The sequence below is a fragment of the Mesorhizobium sp. WSM3860 genome (assembly GCF_002294995.1).
GTDB lineage: Bacteria > Pseudomonadota > Alphaproteobacteria > Rhizobiales > Rhizobiaceae > Mesorhizobium.
Map to the genome: position 1 here is coordinate 257,144 of NZ_NSGF01000007.1, position 20,203 is coordinate 277,346.

27 protein-coding genes and 1 pseudogene are annotated in these 20,203 nt (G+C 61.2%); 10 read left to right on the forward strand and 18 right to left on the reverse strand.

The window, feature by feature from the left end; all coding sequences use genetic code 11:
- Window positions 1-18: 18 nt before the first annotated feature.
- The 10 genes from CK220_RS14630 to CK220_RS14675 all read right to left on the reverse strand — a co-directional run bounded on the left by CK220_RS14630 (window position 19) and on the right by CK220_RS14675 (window position 6,308).
- Window positions 19-918: a DUF3618 domain-containing protein gene (locus tag CK220_RS14630; RefSeq protein WP_095812182.1), complete on the reverse strand. Its 900-nt coding sequence runs from the start codon at window positions 916-918 to the stop codon at window positions 19-21.
- Window positions 915-1,307 carry a phage holin family protein gene (locus tag CK220_RS14635; RefSeq protein WP_095812183.1) on the reverse strand — a complete coding sequence of 131 codons (393 nt, stop codon included), beginning with the start codon at window positions 1,305-1,307 and terminating at the stop codon, window positions 915-917. Before CK220_RS14635 ends, CK220_RS14630 begins: the two co-directional genes overlap by 4 nt.
- Window positions 1,304-1,933 (reverse strand): hypothetical protein, encoded by a 630-nt coding sequence (locus tag CK220_RS14640; RefSeq protein ID WP_245429199.1) that lies wholly within the window; start codon window positions 1,931-1,933, stop codon window positions 1,304-1,306. Before CK220_RS14640 ends, CK220_RS14635 begins: the two co-directional genes overlap by 4 nt.
- Before the next feature lie 163 nt (window positions 1,934-2,096).
- The gene (locus CK220_RS14645) at window positions 2,097-2,426 is read right to left on the reverse strand and encodes a hypothetical protein (RefSeq protein ID WP_095812184.1); all 330 of its coding nucleotides are present in this window, start codon (window positions 2,424-2,426) and stop codon (window positions 2,097-2,099) included.
- 2 nt (window positions 2,427-2,428) lie between these two features.
- A complete protein-coding gene (locus CK220_RS14650) occupies window positions 2,429-2,788 on the reverse strand; it encodes a hypothetical protein (RefSeq protein WP_095812185.1) in 360 nt (119 codons plus the stop codon).
- Complete coding sequence (locus CK220_RS14655; RefSeq protein WP_095812186.1) at window positions 2,788-4,008, reverse strand: divalent metal cation transporter; 1,221 nt, start codon at window positions 4,006-4,008, stop codon at window positions 2,788-2,790. The genes CK220_RS14650 and CK220_RS14655 overlap by 1 nt, the downstream gene beginning before the upstream one ends.
- Window positions 4,005-4,436, reverse strand: coding sequence for a hypothetical protein (locus CK220_RS14660; RefSeq protein ID WP_141245147.1), 432 nt, complete (start codon window positions 4,434-4,436; stop codon window positions 4,005-4,007). The genes CK220_RS14655 and CK220_RS14660 overlap by 4 nt, the downstream gene beginning before the upstream one ends.
- Before the next feature lie 118 nt (window positions 4,437-4,554).
- A complete protein-coding gene (locus tag CK220_RS14665) occupies window positions 4,555-5,529 on the reverse strand; it encodes an alpha/beta hydrolase (protein WP_095812188.1) in 975 nt (324 codons plus the stop codon).
- A gap of 89 nt (window positions 5,530-5,618) precedes the next feature.
- Window positions 5,619-5,873 carry a hypothetical protein gene (locus CK220_RS14670; RefSeq protein ID WP_095812189.1) on the reverse strand — a complete coding sequence of 85 codons (255 nt, stop codon included), beginning with the start codon at window positions 5,871-5,873 and terminating at the stop codon, window positions 5,619-5,621.
- A gap of 117 nt (window positions 5,874-5,990) precedes the next feature.
- A complete protein-coding gene (locus CK220_RS14675) occupies window positions 5,991-6,308 on the reverse strand; it encodes a hypothetical protein (protein WP_095812190.1) in 318 nt (105 codons plus the stop codon).
- A gap of 352 nt (window positions 6,309-6,660) precedes the next feature.
- Between CK220_RS14675 and CK220_RS14680 the strand changes: the two genes are divergently transcribed.
- Window positions 6,661-6,903, forward strand: a complete 243-nt coding sequence (locus tag CK220_RS14680; RefSeq protein WP_095812191.1) for a hypothetical protein — start codon at window positions 6,661-6,663, stop codon at window positions 6,901-6,903.
- 111 nt (window positions 6,904-7,014) lie between these two features.
- Here CK220_RS14680 and CK220_RS14685 read toward each other — a convergent pair.
- From CK220_RS14685 to CK220_RS14700, 4 genes and pseudogenes are all read right to left on the reverse strand, one after another.
- Window positions 7,015-7,125, reverse strand: a pseudogene (locus tag CK220_RS14685) (low affinity iron permease family protein); the annotation flags it as partial.
- Window positions 7,126-7,236: 111 nt separating this feature from the next.
- A complete protein-coding gene (locus CK220_RS14690) occupies window positions 7,237-7,758 on the reverse strand; it encodes a ferritin-like domain-containing protein (RefSeq protein WP_095812192.1) in 522 nt (173 codons plus the stop codon).
- Window positions 7,759-7,883: 125 nt separating this feature from the next.
- The gene (locus CK220_RS14695; protein WP_245429201.1) at window positions 7,884-8,186 is read right to left on the reverse strand and encodes a DUF982 domain-containing protein; all 303 of its coding nucleotides are present in this window, start codon (window positions 8,184-8,186) and stop codon (window positions 7,884-7,886) included.
- A gap of 109 nt (window positions 8,187-8,295) precedes the next feature.
- The gene (locus CK220_RS14700) at window positions 8,296-8,613 is read right to left on the reverse strand and encodes a hypothetical protein (RefSeq protein WP_176479078.1); all 318 of its coding nucleotides are present in this window, start codon (window positions 8,611-8,613) and stop codon (window positions 8,296-8,298) included.
- Here CK220_RS14700 and CK220_RS14705 point away from each other — a divergent pair.
- The 4 genes from CK220_RS14705 (at window position 8,591) to CK220_RS14725 (ending at window position 11,252) form a co-directional block, all read left to right on the forward strand.
- On the forward strand, window positions 8,591-9,580 hold the full coding sequence (locus CK220_RS14705) for an SDR family oxidoreductase (RefSeq protein WP_095812194.1): 990 nt from the start codon (window positions 8,591-8,593) through the stop codon (window positions 9,578-9,580). The two genes, CK220_RS14700 and CK220_RS14705, sit on opposite strands and share 23 nt — an antisense overlap.
- A gap of 200 nt (window positions 9,581-9,780) precedes the next feature.
- Window positions 9,781-9,963: a hypothetical protein gene (locus tag CK220_RS14710; protein ID WP_095812195.1), complete on the forward strand. Its 183-nt coding sequence runs from the start codon at window positions 9,781-9,783 to the stop codon at window positions 9,961-9,963.
- A complete protein-coding gene (locus tag CK220_RS14715; protein ID WP_095812196.1) occupies window positions 9,960-10,187 on the forward strand; it encodes a DUF768 domain-containing protein in 228 nt (75 codons plus the stop codon). Before CK220_RS14710 ends, CK220_RS14715 begins: the two co-directional genes overlap by 4 nt.
- A gap of 849 nt (window positions 10,188-11,036) precedes the next feature.
- Window positions 11,037-11,252, forward strand: a complete 216-nt coding sequence (locus CK220_RS14725) for a KTSC domain-containing protein (RefSeq protein ID WP_095812197.1) — start codon at window positions 11,037-11,039, stop codon at window positions 11,250-11,252.
- A 158-nt stretch (window positions 11,253-11,410) separates the two neighbouring features.
- Here the strand turns inward: CK220_RS14725 and CK220_RS14730 are convergent, their stop codons facing one another.
- Window positions 11,411-11,596: a DUF3606 domain-containing protein gene (locus CK220_RS14730; RefSeq protein WP_095812198.1), complete on the reverse strand. Its 186-nt coding sequence runs from the start codon at window positions 11,594-11,596 to the stop codon at window positions 11,411-11,413.
- A gap of 1,125 nt (window positions 11,597-12,721) precedes the next feature.
- Here CK220_RS14730 and CK220_RS14735 point away from each other — a divergent pair.
- The gene (locus tag CK220_RS14735; RefSeq protein WP_095812199.1) at window positions 12,722-12,949 is read left to right on the forward strand and encodes a hypothetical protein; all 228 of its coding nucleotides are present in this window, start codon (window positions 12,722-12,724) and stop codon (window positions 12,947-12,949) included.
- A gap of 331 nt (window positions 12,950-13,280) precedes the next feature.
- On the opposite strand, the gene CK220_RS14740 is transcribed toward CK220_RS14735, so the two are convergent.
- Window positions 13,281-13,604: a hypothetical protein gene (locus CK220_RS14740; protein WP_245429202.1), complete on the reverse strand. Its 324-nt coding sequence runs from the start codon at window positions 13,602-13,604 to the stop codon at window positions 13,281-13,283.
- A gap of 1,140 nt (window positions 13,605-14,744) precedes the next feature.
- Here CK220_RS14740 and CK220_RS14745 point away from each other — a divergent pair.
- Window positions 14,745-14,954, forward strand: a complete 210-nt coding sequence (locus tag CK220_RS14745; protein ID WP_095812200.1) for a hypothetical protein — start codon at window positions 14,745-14,747, stop codon at window positions 14,952-14,954.
- 345 nt (window positions 14,955-15,299) lie between these two features.
- On the forward strand, window positions 15,300-15,404 hold the full coding sequence (locus CK220_RS32275; protein ID WP_210201429.1) for a putative RiPP precursor: 105 nt from the start codon (window positions 15,300-15,302) through the stop codon (window positions 15,402-15,404).
- Window positions 15,405-16,554: 1,150 nt separating this feature from the next.
- Here the strand turns inward: CK220_RS32275 and CK220_RS14755 are convergent.
- Window positions 16,555-16,917 carry a hypothetical protein gene (locus tag CK220_RS14755; RefSeq protein ID WP_095812202.1) on the reverse strand — a complete coding sequence of 121 codons (363 nt, stop codon included), beginning with the start codon at window positions 16,915-16,917 and terminating at the stop codon, window positions 16,555-16,557.
- Between the two features lie 445 nt (window positions 16,918-17,362).
- On the opposite strand from CK220_RS14755, the gene CK220_RS14760 reads away from it, so the two are divergent.
- Window positions 17,363-18,277, forward strand: a complete 915-nt coding sequence (locus CK220_RS14760; protein ID WP_095812203.1) for a YihY/virulence factor BrkB family protein — start codon at window positions 17,363-17,365, stop codon at window positions 18,275-18,277.
- 216 nt (window positions 18,278-18,493) lie between these two features.
- Here CK220_RS14760 and CK220_RS14765 read toward each other — a convergent pair whose 3' ends face one another.
- A complete protein-coding gene (locus CK220_RS14765; RefSeq protein WP_095812204.1) occupies window positions 18,494-18,931 on the reverse strand; it encodes a CBS domain-containing protein in 438 nt (145 codons plus the stop codon).
- 336 nt (window positions 18,932-19,267) lie between these two features.
- Between CK220_RS14765 and CK220_RS14770 the strand changes: the two genes are divergently transcribed.
- Window positions 19,268-20,203: chemotaxis protein CheB (locus CK220_RS14770; protein ID WP_095812205.1), on the forward strand; the 936-nt coding region annotated here is incomplete at its 3' end.

Here is a 20,203-nt window from a genome sequence, read left to right on the forward strand (position 1 = left end):
CCGAGCCGATCGTTCAGATCAGGACTTGTTCGTTGTAGACGGTTCGGTATCGGACAGCTTCCGGTGCACCGCCTCATCGGCTTTGTCGGCGGCGGACTTGACGACGTCGCTGACCTTGTCAGCGAGCGTGCCTTCGCTCGACGCCTGCCGTCCTGCTTCGTCGCTGGCTGCCTGGTAGGCTTCGGCTGCAACCTGCTTTACTTGGTCAACGCCCTTTTCGAGCGCGCCCTCGGCTCTTTCGCGAAGCTGTTCGCGATAGCCGCCGAGCCGCTCGTCTTCGAGTTGCGTGTGGGGCAGCATAGCGCCGATCGCTGCTCCGATCGCGAGGCCGACAGCAGCAACTGCAAGAGGCTGATCCTCCATCAACTGCTGCGCGGAACGATTGGCCTTCGCCGCCATGTCGGCCGTGGCTGTCGCCGAGTTCGTCAGCGTCTCCGCCGCGCCGCTCGCCATGCCGGACACGGTGCCGGCTGCGCTGCTCGCCATGTCGGACATGGTACCGGCCGCACTGCTGGCCATTCCCGAGACGGTGCCGGCCGCACCACTGGCCAAGTCGCCGACAGAGGCATAGGTGTCCGAGGTCATGGCTTCCATTCCAGCGGTGGATGAGCCGTCATGTCGGTCGGAACCGCGACGCGTCGTGTAGACGGGCGCGGCGGTTGCGGCGGAAGCGCCGCTGCCCAGCATCAGCCAAGCCAGACCGGCGCCGATTACGGTGAGTGGCAGAGGATTATCTCGCACCTGAGCCTTCAGGTTGTGGAGCATGTCAGAGCCTGCACCGCCACTGAACATACCGGTAAACTCATCGAAGAGCTGGCCAGGCGTCATTTTGCCGCGAATGGACTCGGCGGTCGCCACCACCCTTGCGCGCGTGGCCTCAGCCTCGCGTTCGAGTTCGGCTGCGGATTTGTCGCTCATCTTGCTTGTTCCTTGATTACGTTCGCGTCACGCTTGAGTTGCTCCTGCGTACGGTCCGGCGCCAACTCGGAGGGCGACATGCTTGCCATGCCGGTCCGCAAGAGGATGACACCCAGCACGGCAACGGCCACTCCGACGAGCAAAGCGGACCACCCGGCGCCTAGGCCGAGGTGGGTCAGGGCAATGACGAGCGCTTGCAGCAGCACTATCAGTGCGGCGAGGAGACATACTGCCCCGCCCAGAACCTCGACTGCGCCAGCTTCGGCCTTAGTCACGCTCTCCAATATTTCCGCCCGCAGGAGCCTGGCCTCCGTTTGCACCAGTGTGCTCACCTGCTGCGCCAGATCGGCGACCAGAGTGCCGAGGCTTTGGTTGTCTTGAGTGTTCATTTCTTTAGCTCCGCTGCCTTCCTGGGAGCGCCGCCGTCGACCCCCCAATTGGACGTCGCGTCGTCCCATGGCTCGCTCGTCTGCGCACCAGTCTGCCCGCTCGTTTCCCTACCAGTCTTCCGCGGCGCCGCTGCGCTCTGCCCTGCGCGGCGCGTTTCCGGGGGAGAAGCCTTTATGAATCTTCCGAGCGCCAGTCCTGCCAGTACCGAGCCCGCGATCAGAGTGCCGGGATTTTGGCGGCCGAAGTTCTGAATGTCCTCAAGCACCTCGCCGAAAGGCTTTTCCTTCAACGAGGAGGACAGCCTTTCCAGTCCGCCTGCCGCATCCCGCATGAAATTCGAGGCCGAGCTCTGGTCGCTGTTGGCCAGATGGTCGCTCGCCGCACGCAGAGCACCGCCGAATGCCGCCAGGCTCGATCCGATGTCCCGCTGTGTTTCCTCGGCTCGGTCGGACAGGGCCTCCTGTGCTTCCGACGCGTAGTCGACTGCCCTGCGAGCAACCTCGTCGCGGGCATCGTGGAGCGCCTCTCCGGCGCTTTGGGTTTCCTTCTTAACTCGATCGGAAACTTCGCTCTTCGCCTTGGCGAAGTCGGCCGGCTCGCGGCCCTGATTATTTTCGCGCTGCATGACGCCTCCTAGTGAAAGCCGAGGAAGGAGAGTATCGCGAGCACAACCACGATAAGACCGATAAGATAGATGACACTGTTCATGGCGCGGGCTCCTCCTTGCCTCTTCCAACTTCGCGCCCGCCGCGATGTTCCCTCCCGTGACCAGGATTTTTTGTAAGCAGCTACTTACCCCGATCGACGCCTTCGAAGCCGGCAAGCTCGTCATCCGAACAGAGCAGCCGCGGTTGCGCCGGATTGGAAATATCGAGCTTGTCCCACGGTATGCGATAGAGGCGCTTGCGGCGGCGCAGCGCGAAGAAGTCGAGCAATGCGGTGCCGATGGTCGAGGCCGATAGGCGTTCAAAAGCAGCGAAGATGCCGACATGGAATTCGGTGACGACGAGGTCGTCGCCGTCCTGCTCGGCGATGACCTCCTCGATATGGCCGATGCACCTGCCGCCCTGCGTGAGAACGCGCCGGCCGGCCAGATGCTCGAGATTCACATTCACCATCTTCAGGCTCCCGGGATTCGGCCGACGATGTGGTCGCGCAGCCAGCTCTGCCAGGCCAAGATTTTGGTCCTGCGCACGTCGATATCGAATTCTATGTCGACGCCGATGTCGCGCACCTTGTTCCAGGCGATGCGATGCGGCCGTGCCTGCTTCTTCCCGCTCAGCCTTGCCGCCAGCCGCGCAGTCCATCGCCCAGGCCGAGCGCCTAGCCGTCGGGCCAGCGCAATCGAGCCAAGCTCGACCGCAACGACCCTCGGCGGCTTGCCCTGCCTCAGCTCGGCGACCAGTCCATCGACCTTGCCGATCTTGACCTGCTCGCGGTCGACGACCTGCTTGTCCAGGATGTCGCGCAGCAGTTGCATCAGGTGCCTCCGAATATCTGCAGGGGAATAGCCACTACGGCCAGCACGAAGCCGAGCGCGATAACGAAGATCACGGCGGCATTAGAGATCACGCCGTTCCGGTTCTGGCCGACATAGCGCTCGTCATTCAGCAGGAATAGGAACGGAACGACCGTCAGCGGCAGACTGGCGGCGGTCAACGCCATTGAGAAGATGGTGAGCCTCAGCGGGTCGAGACCAAGCGCTATCGGAACGGCGGCAAGAAAGAGCGTGAGCGTGTAGACCAGGCTGAAACCGGGATCGTCGCGCGGCTTGAGGTCCTCGCCCCAGGTCCAGCCGAACCCTTGCGCGACGAGATAAGCCTGCTGCAGCGCCACTTCCAGAGCGGCTCCGAAACAGGCGATGCCGAGCGATGCGGCGAAAAGGACGAAGCCCCAGAAGCCGAATACCGGGATCAGCATCAGCGGGAGCTGGTTGTAGTCGTCCACCTGGTTCACGCCATGGGCGCCGAGCACAAGCGCGGCCACGATCAGCACGGCCACGGAGATCGTTCCTCCGAAGCTCATGCCCAGACCGGCAATCGCCCGATTGGTGCCGAGATAGCTCTTGTCCCATTGATCCTCGACCGCGCCCGAGGAATAGAACATGAAAAGGTAGGGCGAGATGGAAGCGCCGAGGATGCTGACGGCCATGAACCAGTAGTTTGCCGTATCGTGTTGCGGCAGGCTGGGCACGGCACCGACCGCCACCTGTTTCCACTCGGGCTTCAGCATCACCGCCGCGACGACGAAGCAGAGCGTGATCAGGCCAAGCATCGATACGCCTTTCTCGATGAGGCCGAACGTGCCTTTCCACAGCAGCAGCCAGGCGAGGAAAGCCACTGGAAATGCCCACCATTGAAAGCCGATTCCGGTGGCAAGCTCGGCAGCAATGGCAACCCCGCCTATTTCTGCCGAGAGCACCAGGAAGTTGACCAGCAGGACTGCAAGCAGCGGCCAAAGGAAAGCGTTGAAGCCGAAGCGTTCCCGGATGCCGTCGGCGATGGTGTGATGGCTGACGGCGGCGAAGCGACCGGCCATCTCGACCAGGAAGATGATGCAGATGGTGCCGAGCACGATCGCCCAGATGAGTTGGAAGCCGAACAGGGCGCCGGCCTGCGCCGCCGTCGCCATCGAACCCACCTCCAGGAAGCCACCGACACTGGTCACGACGCCAAGCGAAATCTCCAGCAGCTTCTTCATCGCTGCGGCGCGAAATAGTCGCGATAGGCCGTGGCGAGATCCACCTGTGCGGCGCGAAGCTCGTTGCGTGCCCGGCTGGCCTGCGCCTGCTGTTCCGCCTCGACCGCGGTCTCGGCTCCGCTTGCCGCGGTGGACAGCCGGCTGACCGCCGCCTTTAGCTTGTCTCGTTTCGCAGGATCGGACGGGGAGGCCGATTCCACCTGTCGGCCGGAACCGGCGAGTGTCTCGGCGAAGGATCGCAAGGCAGAGGATGCGTAGTGGGACGGCGCGGCGCCGGAAAGCCAGGCATCGGTCACCCGCACCGCCGCCTCCGCGGTCGAGGCGGCAAGCTTCGATTGCTGCTCGATGGTTTCAGACGAGGAGCAGGAAGCAAGTGTCAGCGCAAGCACCTGCAGTAAAAGCAGTTTCCGCCAAGCAATGCTGCGCAATGCTTTCCTCTCACCGCTGCTGCTTCGAACATGAAGATAAGCCGGCGCCGATCGGAAGGTTCCCCGCCGGAGGCCAGTTGCACCGCACTGTCGGTTGGCCGGTTTCGGCACCGGGCGCTTATCGGTCGCTCAGCTTCGCGTCCTCGGCGGTCGAAAGAGCGGCGATCTTGTCGATCATGGCGAGCACCACTTGTGGGGCTGTCAGGTGCACCATATGCCCGGCATCGGGGACGATACCGACTACCGAGTTCCCGAGATCCGCGTGCAGCCGAAACGCCTCGGCCGGCGCATCGAAAAGCTGATCGCCGGCGCCGGCGATGATCCCAACAGGAACGGAAATGTCCTTGTGCCGAGGCGTCGCAAACGCCCCTGCCACCCACATCAAGAGCGACTCGGCCGCGATGGACCGCAGTTGCGAGGGGCGGCTCGCCAACTCCCTCGTCGTTGCGGTGAATGCGGCCGAGATCGTCGCCGGGCCAAATATCTTTCGCATTGACCAAGCCCAGCCAAGCCTGACCAGCGGCGGCAGCACGGTGTGGCGGAAGGCCGTTCCGATCAAAGGCAAGATCGGCAATCCCGACAGGGCGAGTTCGAACCTCGGCGATGGATAGTGGTAGCCGGAGACAAGCACGAGACCGGCAACGCGCCCAGGGCGCCGTCGCGCCATCTCGAGCGCAACGGCGGCACCCCAAGAGTGGCCAAGAACAATATAGCGTCCAGTTCCGAGTTTCGCGGCCGCGGCATCGATCAGATCGGCCTGCGCGGCGGCCGACCAGATCCTGCCGATCGGGCGCGAGCTCCTGCCGAAGCCTGGTCTGTCGAAAGCCAGAACACGATAGTTTGCGGCCGCTTTCTCAAAGATGCCGCTTGTCGTGAAATCTTCGGCCGAAGAACCGTTGCCATGCAACAGCAGCAGCGGCATGCCCTGGCCGTCCTCGATCAGGTGCAGCCGCGCTCCGCCGACTTCGACGAAGCGTCCAAAACGGCGGCCGCGCAACGCCCGCCGCGCCCGCAGGCCATTGTAGAGGGCGAGCCCGGCCGCTGCCGCGCCGAGGAGGAGCATCACGCAGTTGAACGTGGCGATGTCAGGCATGATCCCTTGCTGGTACGGAAGCCATGGCGCAACCCGCTGTTGACCAAAGTGGCGGATGCCGATGCGCTGGCTTCCCAAGGCAGGAGCTTTCAGGCCGAGCCCTTCTGAGGCAGCTCCGTCTCCTCATTGACCTGTTCCTGGAGCGCCTTGCGCTCGCGCTCTGCTCCCTTGGCGCCGGCCGGCCGATCTTGCCGTTCAAGCTCGCGCTCCACCGTGTCGCGAGCGCCCTCGACAGGATCTTCCTGCGGCAGACGCTTGTCTGTTCGCTTTGTGCCTTGCTCGCTCTCCCGGTCACTGTCCGATCGCAGCTTGGACGGACCGTCCTTTGCAGATTGCTTCGTCATTGGCTCAAATACCTTTCCCGGCCTGCCTGCCGCGTCGGCGGGTCACGTTCGATCTGTTCAGAAGCAACCCAACAGGCGGGCTGTCTCTTTGTTCCGGCCATCCCGTGCGGCAGTTGGTCAGACCGGAGCCCCATGGTCTTCCGCCTGCGCCGGTTCCGACTCCTCCAGAGCTTCAATGACCGGGGCAAGCGAGCTCTCTTCCCGGGAATTGGATTCCGTCCGGTCCTCCTGCTCGCCCGTCTTGCCGAGCGCCCGTTCGATTGCATCTTCGATATTGCCGATTTCCTCCTCGCGAACCTCGTGCCCGTAGCCCGCGGCGTCGGCATCCTGCTCGAACTGTCGCACAAGCACCGGAACGCTGACTTGCGTGTCGGCAGGCAAGTTCCCGACGTTCTCCTCGAGCCAGCTTCGAAAGAACTCCTTGGTTGCACTCATGGGTCGTCTCCTTCGAGCTGAGAACGGCCACGATCTGCCAATGTTCCTCTGGCGGAGCTTGCGTTGCCGCGTGTTACAACGACGATCTTCGCGGCAGACGGATCGCTCATCCACGGCCCCGCCGGGAGGTCGCTCCAGCCGGTCGATCTTTAAACGCTTAGCGGCAGGAATTGCGGCTCCTCAGGTGCGTTCCTCGATCAACCGGATCACCTCCTCGACACCTCGCGGTTCGATTTTCTGCGTGATTACGGTTCATCTCGCGCGCTGACATTTTCAGACACCAAAACGCCGTGCGCATGTTCGGAACGATCGAGTCCAACTGCCGTTACCGACAAAAGAACAGGAGGAACCGATGACCGGACGCAGAACCCATGAACAGCAAGTGCGCATGCTGGAAGAACGTGAGAACACCAAGAACGCGCCCAAGGAATTCGACGCCAAGGCGGAGCTGAAGCAGTCGGCCGCGGAGCGCGATGCGCGGCGGAAAGGTTCGGACCTGAGGAGCGACACGCCCGACCTCGTCGACCCAGATGACCGCAACATCCTTCGCGGCAAGAATCAGGAAAGCGGACACAACAAGCATCGCGGCGACTAACGCGCCTCGCGCATGCCTTGGTCTCGAAACCAGTCCCGATTTCGGAAGACCTGCTTTAAGCAGGGCGGCTTTGGGCGTGAGGTGGGGTCGTTCCTTTCTTGGCCGTCTTGGCTTGTTTCTGAATTCTTGTGCCTCCGCCTCCGTGAGATGCTCGATGCCGATGAAGTCGTTTTTTGCGCGGCCTGATCGAATGAGCTCATCGAGCTTCGCCTGAATGGCCACGCTTTGCGAGGAAGCGGGTCCCTGTCATTGATCGCGGCCTCGGTCAAACAGACCGAGGCCGCGTCGCCAAGTCGACTTTTGGCATGCGAATCGAGCGTTTTATCAGGCGCCTTACGCGGCCGCCTGCATGGCCCGCTTGTTCGCACCGCTTTCGCCGAGCTTGCTAAGTGTCTCGTCGGTAGCGGATTCTTCCTTGAGGGTGTCGCGCAGCAAGGGGAGGGCGTCTTTCAGGCCCAGTTGCTCCGCCCAGGCAATCAGCGTGCCGTAGCGCGCTATTTCATAATGCTCCACCGCCTGGGCGGCAGCCACAAGGCCCGCGTCGAGCGCCGGCTCGTCCTTGTATTCCTCGAGGACCTCCGAACCTTCTTCGATGATGCCGTCGATCGCGGGACACGTCTTGCCGCGTGCCGGCTTGCCCAGCATTTCGAAAACCTGCTCGAGCCGGTCGACCTGAGCTTCGGTCTCGGTGCGATGCTTTTCGAAGGCTGCGCCCACTTCCTCTGACTGCGCCGCCTTGGCCATCTTCGGCAGCGTCTTCAGAATCTTCTTTTCTGCATAATAAAGGTCTTTCAGGCCATCCACGAACAGGCTTTCCAAGCCGTTCGCCGCGCCGGACGAACTTTTCTTTGCCATCGACGTCTCCTTCGTTCGACTTCCTTGACCAAACAAAACCGACGGGATCGACCGATGTTCCCGCGAAATTTTTTGAATGTTCACGAAGCTCAGACGAGACGACGAGCCGAGGCTGCGGGCGAACGTTACTTCGGCGGGCCTTTGCCGTTGCGGGACGAAAGTTGGTCGAGCATGCTGAGCGCGGCGCTTGGCCCGGCATGCTCCAGAAGACCCTGCTCGGCGGCCGCCTTCTTGAAGGCGGCAAAGGCGATCGCTGGACGGCAAATCCCGTTAGTCGCGTCTTCCACCAGCCGGGCCGCCTTGCGATAGGCTGGTGAGTCCTTGCTCTTCCATGTCCGGCCCAGCGCCTTCTTGGCGTCAGCGATCGAGGAAACCACCATCGTGCCGCCGTTGACGAAATGGATGGTGAGCGGCAGGAATCTGCTCAAGGCTTTTCACCGTCCTAGCCATTCGCACACGGGCCGGGCGGGCCCGACGAAGAGGTGCGCGGTCGGCGCCGCCGCCAAAGGATTGTTGTTCCGAAAGGATTTCATGGTGCTACCGCCTGGTTGAGATCGCACAAAACGAAACTGCTGCCGGGTAGTTGCATCCAGCCGAGCAAGAGCGGTCAAAAAAGACGAGCACCTTACTGATCGCCGTCGGGGTGAGCAGCGCCGGACGATTGTGGTAGCCGTGGTTGAGGTCCCCACGGATGTCGCGACCAAGGTTCCGGATTGAGACCGGCGGCTTCGGAGCGACGCCAACCTTTTCTGTTCGCATGCGTTGTTCCTCGAAAGCGAAGGAGACACCGATGCCGACGAAATCCGCCAGGATGACCGACTCCGCCACACCGATGAAATCGGCCACGCGGGCCAAATCCACCTCCGAGCAGGCGGCCAGCAAGCAGCGGAGCGTGCAGCGCAAAGTCGACGCGACCGATCGCGCCAAGCCGAACGGCAAATCCAAATCACAAGGCGCCATGCAGGCCGGCGCGCGGAAATACCCAGTGCCGCCGTTCCCGAAGCAGCATCATCCGAAACCCGGCGAGGAATGGGCGATCGAGCCCGCGCCGCTCTACGACGCGCCGTTCTGGCAGGGATCGAACAAGTTGGAAGGCAAGGTGGCGCTGATCACCGGCGGCGATTCCGGCATCGGCCGCTCAGTTGCCGTGTTGTTCGCCCGGGAAGGGGCCGATATCGCCATTGTCTATCTCAGCGAGGACCGCGACGCGAAGGCGACAAAGCAGGCAGTTGAGGCTGAAGGCAGGCGCTGCATCATCATGAGCGGCGACGTTGCCAGGCGGACCTTCTGCCGCAAAGCGGTGGAGCAGACGCTGAAGGCCTTCGGCAGGCTCGACGTGCTCGTCAACAACGCTGCCTTCCAGGTTCACTCGGCCGATTTCGCCGACCTCACCGAGGAGCACTTCGACACCACGCTGAAGACCAATCTTTACGGGTACTTCCACATGGCCCAGGAAGCCGTTCCGCATATGAAGCCGGGTTCGGCTATCATCAACACGGGGTCGGTCACGGGCATCGAAGGCTCCAAGGAACTCATCGATTATTCGATGACCAAGGGCGGCATTCACGCCTTCACGCGGGCGCTCTCCGGTAACCTGATCAGCAAAGGCATTCGCGTCAATGCGGTGGCGCCCGGACCGGTTTGGACGCCGCTGAACCCGTCGGAGAAGGAAGCGGAGAAGGTCTCGCAGTTTGGGGCAAAGACCCCGATGAAACGGCCAGCCCAGCCGGAAGAGATCGCGCCTGCCTATGTATTTCTCGCTTCGCCGCAATGCTCCAGCTACATCACCGGCGAGATCCTGCCGATTATTGGGGGCTATTGACCGCGGCCGCCTTTATAAAGGGCCTTCATGAAGAATGCGGTCCTCGATCGGTCGGCCGTCTTCGTATCCGGTCTGACGGGCCGTCCCGATCCGATCAGCAAACGGCCGGTCCGTGGCAGACCTGCCGGGCAGAGTGAGAGGATTTTTCGGTACAAGGCTGAACGTGTCGGCCTTTCGCAGTTTGATGGTTAGGAGGTTCCATGAAAGAGCACACCGGCGATGGCGACTCGCATGACGGCGCCGTTGAAATCCTGGCCGGCCGATTGGCCAGAGTGGCAGACATTACCGAAGAGCAAGCCCGCGAGCTGATCGAGTTAATCGGGACCGATTGGGATTCCCTGCTTCGAGAGGCTCATTTCCTGAAGGCCCGGCATCGCCTATGAGCGAACGCGGGGCAGAATTCTTTGGCGAATGGATTACCGACAACGTGATGCGCGGCAGCGTCGGCGCTGACATCATTTCCGTCGCGGAATTGACGACCAAGCTATTTGCAGATGCGAAGGCCGTAGGTGTTTCCGAGCACGAGATCGAGGAGGAGATCGGGAGCGCCTACGATGCCATCCTGGCTGCAATTGTTGGACTTGAAAACTCGGGCAAATCCGATTGACGGCTTGAAGCCAAAGGCAGCCAGCAATAAACCCCGGAGAGTCCGATGCCGCGTTCAGCGCGCGTACGCGGAACGATGTAGCTCGTCCCTTTCGTGCCGCGGGAGACCGTTACAGCTGCATATCCAGAGGGCATTGAGGCTGTAACCGTTGCGTCGACTTGCTTGCATCGACCCAGAATTTCGCCGTTGGCGGACTTTGCCAAACGATCTGCCAAAAACGTTCGGCATTCATCCGTCGGCGAGTAGATTTGGGGCGCCATTTCAATTAGCCGACAGACCGTGCTGCCTCTGGGCTGAGGCTAGATCGCCGGCGCTGTTTCCATCAGCGACCCCTCAGCGTTCATCCGAAATGACAAAGGAGAGCGCGATCAGATCATCGACATGCCAAACCGCCGGCCTGCCTGGCAAGCTTTGCAAACTCTCCGTCTGTCGGATGGCCCGAGGATGGAAGGGACTCGTTCTCGCCGGTCGCGAGGAATTTCTCGCAAGATGTTTCCTCCCCCGACCTTTGAGTTAGCCCGTACGACATTTGTCCCGCATTCGCTGGGACCGGTGCCCGAGGTCCAGAATTTTAGGGAACAGGCTCGATCCGATTCTGTTGATTGAATGCCTGTTCGCGCACGTTGCCAGGTTTGCGCGCTCAGGCACCAACCTCCAGAAAACTCAGCCCGCAGGCTTCGGTCTGCGGGCTTTTTCGATGCCGATGGAAAGCGGCGCTAGCTTTACCGCTGCCGGTCCGCATCTGGGAGCGGCGTCGTCGGTTGCGAGACTTAGCTCCCATTCACTAGCTCCGGAAACAAAAGGCCGGCCGGATCGTTCGCAGTATGCCAGACCAGCGGTGCGTGCGCCATGCCGTCCACCTCGATCAAGAAAACAGAATACGATCCGGCCAACAGGATTCTCTCCGTGTGGTTTGTGGCCAGCGGGAAACGCTATGAGTTCGAGGGGGTACCGCCGGAGACGTTTGCGGCATTTCGATCAGCCTTTGCCAAGGGCCGCTTTTTCAACGCCCACATCCGCAATCGCTTCCGATATCGTCGTGTCACAAGCGATGAGGATGATTGACGAGGCTATTTTGCGTCCAGTTCAAGCGGCTCGTGCTGCGCTCGCTTCATGCCAGATGGATTTGGCCGAGATCACGGCGATTGCCGCTCTGCCCGCATGTCCGGTTCGCCACCATTGCCGCTTTCCGACAGTCGGCGGCCCCGGGTCCGATATCTTGGTCATCCTCGAAGCTTCTCGGCCTCGCGTTCCAAGGTCTTCCGGTCGTTGCCGTGCTGTTTGATGAGATCGCGAACCTGTTGAACCGTCAGACCGACCTTGTTGGCGAAATGCCGGACTTCGTAGTCCGCGTCCGCTGATACCCGGTTGCGGTCACCGGCGCCACGCTTGCTCTTGTCGTCTGCCATCGCTTGTTTCTCCGGCAGGGGATAACAGCGGCCGGCCAGGAATGTTCCAGGCGTGGCGAGCGGCAATTTTAGACGGGACTAACAAAAGTTATCGAAAACGGGCTGCTTGCTCGTGCGGGATTGACGTCACTCCGCCCGCCACGGCGGAGGATGGGAGGACCGGCCTCAACAAAGCCGAAGGCCGGGTTACTTGGCCCGTTGCGCGGATCCCCTGGGCGCTGCGACGGGCCAAGGTCGCTTGCGTGAGCTTTTCCTCCGCACTTTGCCAGGCAGCGCGACGACGGCTCCAAGCAATCGGCCCACGGTCACGGCTGTCCTCAGCTACGCGGGGAACCTCCCGGTAAGCTTTATCTTGCCTTTGCCTTCACGTTGGGCGGGCGGGATCGAGGTGCGCTCTCGAGCCTCGTGAAACGGTTGCAAATGTGTATGCAGGCAGAGCACCATTAACATTTGTTACTGCGGGCCTGCTAATGAACTGCGTAGATGACTGGGCGGGCTTTGCCCTGGGCGTTGGAGTTGGGTTCGGTTTGCGGCGATAGTGTCACCGACTTGAGAAGCGAACCGATAGCTAGGCCCGTTGTCTAACTTTGGCGGGTCACGGCAACGGGTCTAGCGTTCCTCCGCTTGGGAATGGGATCTTCGGCCGAAGATGTGCCGTCTCTGACGCCGTTCACACTGCACCCGATACGACCCGAAAGACCTTCGCGGCATGAGGAGACAGCCCGCCAGCGCTCACTAGGAACTTTAGCGGCGTCTAAAAGTTCTCCTCAGGCAATCCCGCACGCCTTGGGTGGAACGATGGCCGAGCTGGCATCAACTTTCGCATATTCATCAGGGCTGACCGGCCATGATATGCTTAGCGCAGTCGTGTCGTTACTGGCCGGCCTGCTCCTCTATAATATTATGCGCGAACCAAGCCGATAGGCTCGTGCCGGGACGACGTTCACAGACCACGCAATGACGCCGGACAAGAGTTGGGTGGGCGCCTGAGTGGCCTCACGCCGCTGCCCAGTAGCGCAATCGGCCATTTTGCCCGGGACCTCAGTCGGATCTAATTGACTCGTAGCTGACTTTTTTTGGGTGTATCTTCTACCCGTTGTGGCGTATCGGGGTGGGGGTAAACGGATGTGTGGAAGCGATCACAATGCTGTTCCGCCCAAGAGTGCGCGATACGGTATAGTTGAACCTGCCGAGGTCAACATTCTGGCCAAGGCGGTGAGTGACTACTGCTCAAGTCACAAGATCGAACGCGAGGATGAGCGCGAAAACATTGCGATCAAAGTTATGAGCCTTTTCGGACGCGGTGTGACTGACGCTGACCAGCTGTTGGAAGAACTTGAGAAGGTGCGCTGAAGCGAGCCTGGTGCCCTCGGCTGGAACAAGTCCACCAAACCGGAAATTCGTTGACGGGCTCCGAGCAAAATGAGCGCGTTCGGAAGAGCTTGTTTGAATGATACTCCAGGCGATGCAGCACTGGGAGAGCGCTTTACCCTGCAAAGACGCAACAGATGCCCGTCATTCCGGGGAATGGCGGGCATCTATCTCTCTGCTGCCGACGAAGAAGGTGACGCATTTCCTCGCCGGCCCTACCAAATTATGCATTGGGCAAGTTGTTTCAGCGTAGGGACCAATGCGCCGGCCTGTCCGACCTCAGTCGAGTGGAAGAAGTCGCGCGTGACCAACACTAGTTGGGATCGCCGGACCTCGAGCCCCCGTGGGCTCCGCCGCCATAGCTGTCCCCCCGCGACCCTCCGTTGCCGGATTTAAGAAACTTTGGCTTGGGGCCGACGTGAACGTGGTTCTTGTCACCCCATCCATTGCCCGGGCGTGTTCCTCCCGATTTGGCAATCGCCCTGGAGTTCAAGCTTGTACCGAGGAGCAATGTAATGGCCGGAGGCGTTACCGCAGCAAAGCGTCCAGCCTGCTTGAGAAAATCGCGGCGCGCCTTGGCCTCTGAAACAAGCTTTTCGGAATCCTTTTCAATAAGCCTTGTGCTCTCATTCGGCATTTTAGCACTCCTTTCCTGGAATTTACTTTAATTGCTGTCTGCAAAGAAAGTAGTTCCCCAAAAGGCGTACATGTCGCGCCGATGCCCGGAGCTCGGAGCGGCCCGGCCCTCTGGCCGAGGAGGCCAGCGTTGAGCCGGGCCTAACCGGCGGGGGCTCGGAATCGAAACACGGCACCGGCTGACCATGGAGCATACACCCCTGCTAATATGGCCGGAACGCATTCAAAAGGAGAAGGAGCCGGATCAGTGCAGCCAAGATTATTGGCTACAAGCTGGCGCTAATATTCGAGTAGGCTGACGGAACCCAAAAGGTTCGGCTGGGTTGTGGTATCATGCGACCGCCCCTCGTTTTCTCCCATTCAGGATGCGGCCGCTCTACTCCGTAAGCAACAGAAGCCCGTCGCGCTTGCGCCATTGCGCGACGGGCTTTCTGGTCCACTGAACCTTGTTGGCGCGTATCCGCAATGTGCGAATGCGGCGTCGCGAAGGTACCGCCACCCGGGGGAGTGTATGGCGGGTACCGGATCTCTCTCCGCCGACGGGACTGAAGGATCCCCCTGTGTTCGCCACGCCGTCCCAGATTTAAGAACGCGGCAAGTTGGAGAACTCGCCGGGCTCGCCGCCCCATAGCCCAATCCCAAGCCCGACGAGTGCCGACCCGGGAGGGGTACCGGCATCATCTTATTTGCAAGGCTGGTGCCAGCATTTTCCGTCCTGAAATGGAACAGAGTAATTGTCAGCCTGCGAAGGCGTCAACGAACAGGCGCCGTAGCGATCCCGCAGAGTGGTTTGCGGGGCCTCAGGATGCGACCAAGATCGTCAAGCGCGTGATCCATCCCTGAATCTGCCTGAGACAAACGGATCATCAAGAAAATGTTCCCCATCGCGGAACACCTCGCATTCGAAGAGGTTTGGGGCGCGGCGGCGCAATTCCCTCCCGATCGTGTGCACAGCCGCCGGGCGGAGCCTCCCATTCTCCGCAGGCCCGTTCCCTGGCTCTCATCAGGGGCGGGCCGTTCTTTTAGAGCACGCTAAGGGAACGCTTACGGCTGCTCCATATTGAATCAAATCGAGTTTCGCATTGGGGTTCGCATGCGCAAGCCTGCCGGCAGAGCCAGGCACGAATAGGAGTCCACAGCCATGGCGATCCGCCAAAGAGCACTGGAAGCGGAAATCTTCGATCCGGAAGAGCTGGAATTTCTGGCCCGGGTTTTCAACCGCTTGAAATATGATGGCCAAACTACCGAGCAGCGTGAGGCGCTGGCCTCTCGCATCATCGCCAACTTCATGGCGGGCATTGTGGACGAGAATGAACTCGTTTCGCTATCCAGGCTGCCTTTAGGTAGGTAACGACGATCTGAACGGACTGGACTGCCTGCCGCCCGCCCCTTGTGAATATTCGTCATTGTTGCCGCTGGGCTACAGCCGTTTGGGTGCGACTGTATTAGGAAACGCTTGTGCGGGGTTCCCGGAATCGGGCGGACCATCTGGGAAAGGGGCGCACAGTTTTGAGGGAAGATGGCCCGTCGGCTTTAGTCGGCGGGCTTTTCTTTCGCATGGCCTGTCTTCGATCAGCGCCGCTTCCTCGTGCGTCGGCCCTTTCATCGCTACTTCCAGACCTCCATCTTTTGTAAATGACGGTCGGTTGCTGCCTCAGCCAGATGGGCGGGCCAACTTCAGCAAGGGGGATTCGCCATGAAGCGCACCTATGAAAAGCCCGTCCTGGTCAAGCGTGACCGCCTGTCCGCTGTCACGGCCGTGATCGTCGTCTCGATCGTGAACGGCGCGGCGTCCCGATAAAGACGATGCCCGTCATTTCAGGCAGGAAATGGCGGGCATCTTTCTAGCTGCTACCGACCAGGAAGGTGACGCACTTCCTAACCGGCTCTATCAAATGATGCAGGGAGGCTTAGGTTTCAGCATGGGGACCAAAGCGTCAGCCTCTCGGACTTTTGCCGTATCGGAGGAGGGGGACATTCTACCAGTCGTCCCGGTTGGGTCGCGCGGCGTGTCTCTCCGGCCGAGGTTCACCGCGCCGCGCGGGGGCGTTTCCCTCGGAGCCCGTTCGAGCTCCTCAGGTGAGCACGCGTTCTCGCCGAGATAGCAGTAGTGATTACTATCCGCAGGCCGACCGGGGTATAATCTCCAATGGCCGTTCGGATAGCGGTTGTCCTGGCGCTTCTCGCCGCCTTTGCCTACGGGTTCGCAAAACTCGTGGAGCGATATGCTGGTGCCGGCGATGATCCCGCATCACCCTGCGGAAAGGTGCCAAACGTCGATTGCCCCGATCCGAATGCGCCGCCTCCCTTTCCCAAGCCCGACCGAACGGAACCTCAAAGGTTCGGTGCGTCAGGCCTGAAGGCATATTTGTAAATCGCGCGGTTTCCTTCATCGGTCACCCGCACCCAGAAATGTTCATCCCGTCTCGCCAGTTGCCGGTAAATTTCTGAGCCTCCCAAGGCGTACGGGCATTGGCAACATGATAAGCCACCACCTGGTCCCCAGCCATCTCTTCAACTCGGTATGTCTTCATGATCGCTCTACAGAGCGCCCGAACTTGGAGCGACGAGCGTTTGTTCCGGGTCTTCCATTTCGCTGGCCCAAAGCGAGGCAACGCAGCGTTGCAGGGCAGCCCAGGGCGCCTATATGACGGGTAGGTGGCCCGGTAGCCTTGGGTGGCTATAGGGGTGGCTACCGGGCCTTGGCCGGCAGGGGCTATAGGAAACACGATGCCGGCGAGGGAATATATGCGCATCTGCTAATAAATTAGAATTCAGCCAAAAGGCCGAGTTCGCCTTGAGTTTCCCAACATGACCGGCTGGACACCCCAAGAGCTGATCGACGTGGGCAAGTCTGTCACGGCCGGCTGCCTCGATTGCTATCGCCATCAGAAGCTCGAATTTCCGGCGCTCCGCGACCGCCTCGGCCCGGAACATCAATCTGGCCCCAATCAGCCCAGTTTGGAGAGCCGGTTGAAATTTGTCCGAACCCGGCGGCCGGCAGGTTTCAGTGCTGCGACCATAGAGTCCTTAATAGCACCGCCGCTTAGAAAAGACGGGCTCCGGCCGGATAGAACTTCAGGCCAAAACCTTAAAGCCGATCGTAAGATAACCAATTGCGCAGCGGCCGTGCCTTCGGCGAAAGCAAACGCCTTCTCGTTGACCGCTAGCATCGCCTCAATCCCTTTCGGGGCACGGCTGCCTGCATCTAAAGCGATTATCGGAAGGCGCATGGCGACGACGGCCGGTGCCAGCATCAGGTCTCCGTAGAGCGAGAATGCATTTTGGATATGACGCTTCTTGCGACTTGACATTGTGCCCCCATCTCAACCCGGCTGTTCAGCCAATACGCGCCAAGCCGGGGTTTGTTCCTGGAGGACCGCGGCCTTCATGAGCCCGTCATAAGGTGCGCATACATTTAGCGAGGCCGGATGTCCCATCATCGGCTCCTACAAAGTCTCGTGCCCGGCTTTGGCCGGGCATTCTTTTAGCCTTCAGCAAGCGCCAGCTTCGACCTGATGGCGCAGTCGCGTTCACGGCGGCATCGGCGGCGTGAAAATCCAGTGCGATGTCCAAGAAGACCCCGCAAGCGAATAGATCGGAACCTCCCGCCCGCGCCGCCATTGACCTCTGCGGGCCGCGTCAGCCGGACCAGGTGGCAAAGAGAACAGGGTGGTTTTTCCGGCTTCACATCCTGGCCAACGAAAAGGCAGTCGAGCTCTTGTCCCACCCGGCCCGCTTCAGTTCGGTGTCGAGCGCATGGCAGAAGACAGGAAATCGAAGACTGGCTGGCTTCAAGAAGCCTGGCTTCTGCTGAAGGAAAGCGTCAGCGGTTATATGGATGACAACGCGCTGAGCCATGGGGCGGCGATTGCCTTCTATGCCACCACCTCTCTTGCGCCGATCCTTCTCATCGTGGTGGCGGTCGCAGGTCTCGTCGTCGGCAAGGACGCCGCCCAGCTCGCGCTCTCAGCCCAAATATCGGGCGTGATGGGTCCGCAGAGCGCCGACCTCTTGAAGGCGACGATCGAGACCGCTTCGCGTCCGTGGTCCGGCGCGCTTGCCACCATTATCGGGCTGGTGACCCTCCTGATCACAGCTTCCGGCGTCTTTGGCGAGATGCAGCAGTCGCTGAACGAGATCTGGAAGGTCGAGCCAAGGGCCATGTCGCTCTCGCGTTTGGTGCGGGCGAGGGCGGCAAGCCTTGGTCTCGTCGCCGCGCTCGGCTTCATGCTCCTCGTGTCGCTCGCGGCGAGCACGGCTATCTCGGTGTTGGCCGATGTCATCAACCAACACCTGCCGTTCGGCGAACTGATCGTGAGTTCGATCAACACGATCGTTTCGTTCGCGTTGATCGCGCTGCTCTTCGCGGCGATCTACAAGGTCCTGCCGGACCGCAGTCTCAAATGGCGCGATGTCGCTGTCGGTGCGCTGGTCACCGCGCTTCTCTTCACCATCGGCAAGTCGCTGATCGGCTGGTACATCGGCAGCAGTTCGATCGCGACTTCCTATGGCGCCGCCGGCGCGCTGATGGTGGTGCTGCTATGGGTCTACTACTCGGCTCAGATCTTTCTGTTCGGCGCCGAAATCACGCGCGCCTATTCGGTGAGCAGCGGAAGCCGGGCCGACCTCAGGCGGGTTATGAAGCCGGACGTCGGAAAGACGGAGAGGTGACGGTCAAGCCAAGGCCGGATGAACGCGATACTACACGCGACCCTCTGCCTAGAGATTAGGCGCGTTGGCCAGACAGCGTTGGCGCATAGCGCAAACCTGAGAGGGATCATCGCAACCGGTCGTTAGCAGGCTGCGAAGCCGCGATGTGGACGCCGCAGCCCAGTCGTGCCTGGCGGGCATCAACCGACGGTCAAACAAACCTCGATATCGCCATCGTCAATGGACGGCTTGCGAATGCTCGCCGCCCGGCGCGGAAATGCCGCTCAAAGCCTGTCCAGCCTCCGTTGTTTCGCCCTTTCTCGCGAGGTCTCCAAGGGAGACGATGCCGACGAGCCGTTTGTCTCGGTTGAGAACCGGGAGCCGACGCACCTGCAAGTCTCCCATGTTAGCGAGCACATGCTCGACGTCGTCGTCATCGAAGCAGTATTTGACCTCTTGGCTCATGACGTCGCGCACCGTGGTATCGGGACCTTTGCCCAGAGCGATCCCGCGAATGACCATGTCCCGGTCGGTGATCATCCCGATCAGCCGGTCATTTTCACCGACAGGCACCACGCCAGCATCAAGCTGGCCCATCATCTGCGCCACCTCGCGGATTGACTGTTCGGGATTGGCGACGGCGACATCCTTTGTCATGCAGTTGGCGACCTTCATGGCAATCTCTCCTTGGTTGCGGGGCCCACCGCCGAACCTGATCTCAGAGAACAAATGCTTGACGCTCTTGTTCCGTCAAATTTCGCGCGGGAGAGGGCCCGGAAGGTTCCACCGTGCGGCTCGCACGATAGCCGGAAAGGCGGACCGGTCTTGCGGCGTCCCCGGGGAAGCAGAGGCGGCATTCATCACGCCGTTCGGCTAATGGTGGTGCTGTTGCCGGTTCTGGTGATCGTCGCTTTCGTTGGGGCCATCATTCTCGATTGCGCCCCGCCATGGAACAGAGTCCTGCCTTCGCCCATTGTGTTATGGGCCGGGGGGCGACCCGTCAGGGGTGCCATGGCCGACTTTGGAAACCGAATCTCACCTGCCCGCGAGGCCGAGACGAGTTCGCGGCAAGCTAAGGCGCGCAATCGCTTCATCATCGTCATGGGGGCCTCGGCGGGCGGCATCGAGCCGCTGAAGAAGATCGTGAGCGACTTGCCTGCGGATCTGCCGGCGGCCGTGTTCGTCGTCGTCCATGTTGGCCAGGTCAGTTATCTGCCGGAAATCCTCGACCGTGCGGGAGCGCTGAAAGCCTCCGTCGCCAAGAACGGCGAGTCCTACAAGGCCGGCAACATCTATGTGGCGCCGCCCGGCTTCCATCTTCTTCTACATGACGATCACATGATGCTGCGCCGCGGCCCGCGCGAAAACCTCGCCCGGCCGGCGATTGACCCACTGTTCCGCTCGGCGGCGCTGACCTTCGGCGCAAGCGTCGTCGGCGTGCTGCTGTCGGGCTCGCTTTCCGACGGCACTGCCGGCCTGAGAGCGATCAAGGCGGTCGGCGGGCTCGCGGTGATCCAGCATCCCAAGGATGCGCTGGTGCCTTCCATGGTCGAAAGCGCGCTGGGTTATGTCGACATCGATCATTGCGAACCCGCCGCCAAACTCGGCGGCTTGTTGACGAAGCTGGCGGCCGAGCCGGCGGGCCAAACCTTGCCGGCGCCGTCCGGCGTGCGGTTGGAAGCGGCCATCGCCGCGCAGGAGCATTCGACCATGAAAGACGGAGATCGACTTGGCGAACTGTCGGTGTTTACATGTCCCGAATGCCACGGGCCGCTGTGGGAGATCGAAGACGGTGACATGCTGCGTTATCGGTGCCATACCGGGCATGCTTTCACCGCCGACGCGGTCATGGAGGCGCAGGCGATCGAGACGGACGAGATCCTGTGGAGCCTGCTGCGGTCGCATCAGCAGCGGGCGGAGTTTGCCCGGCGCATGGCCGGGCGGGAG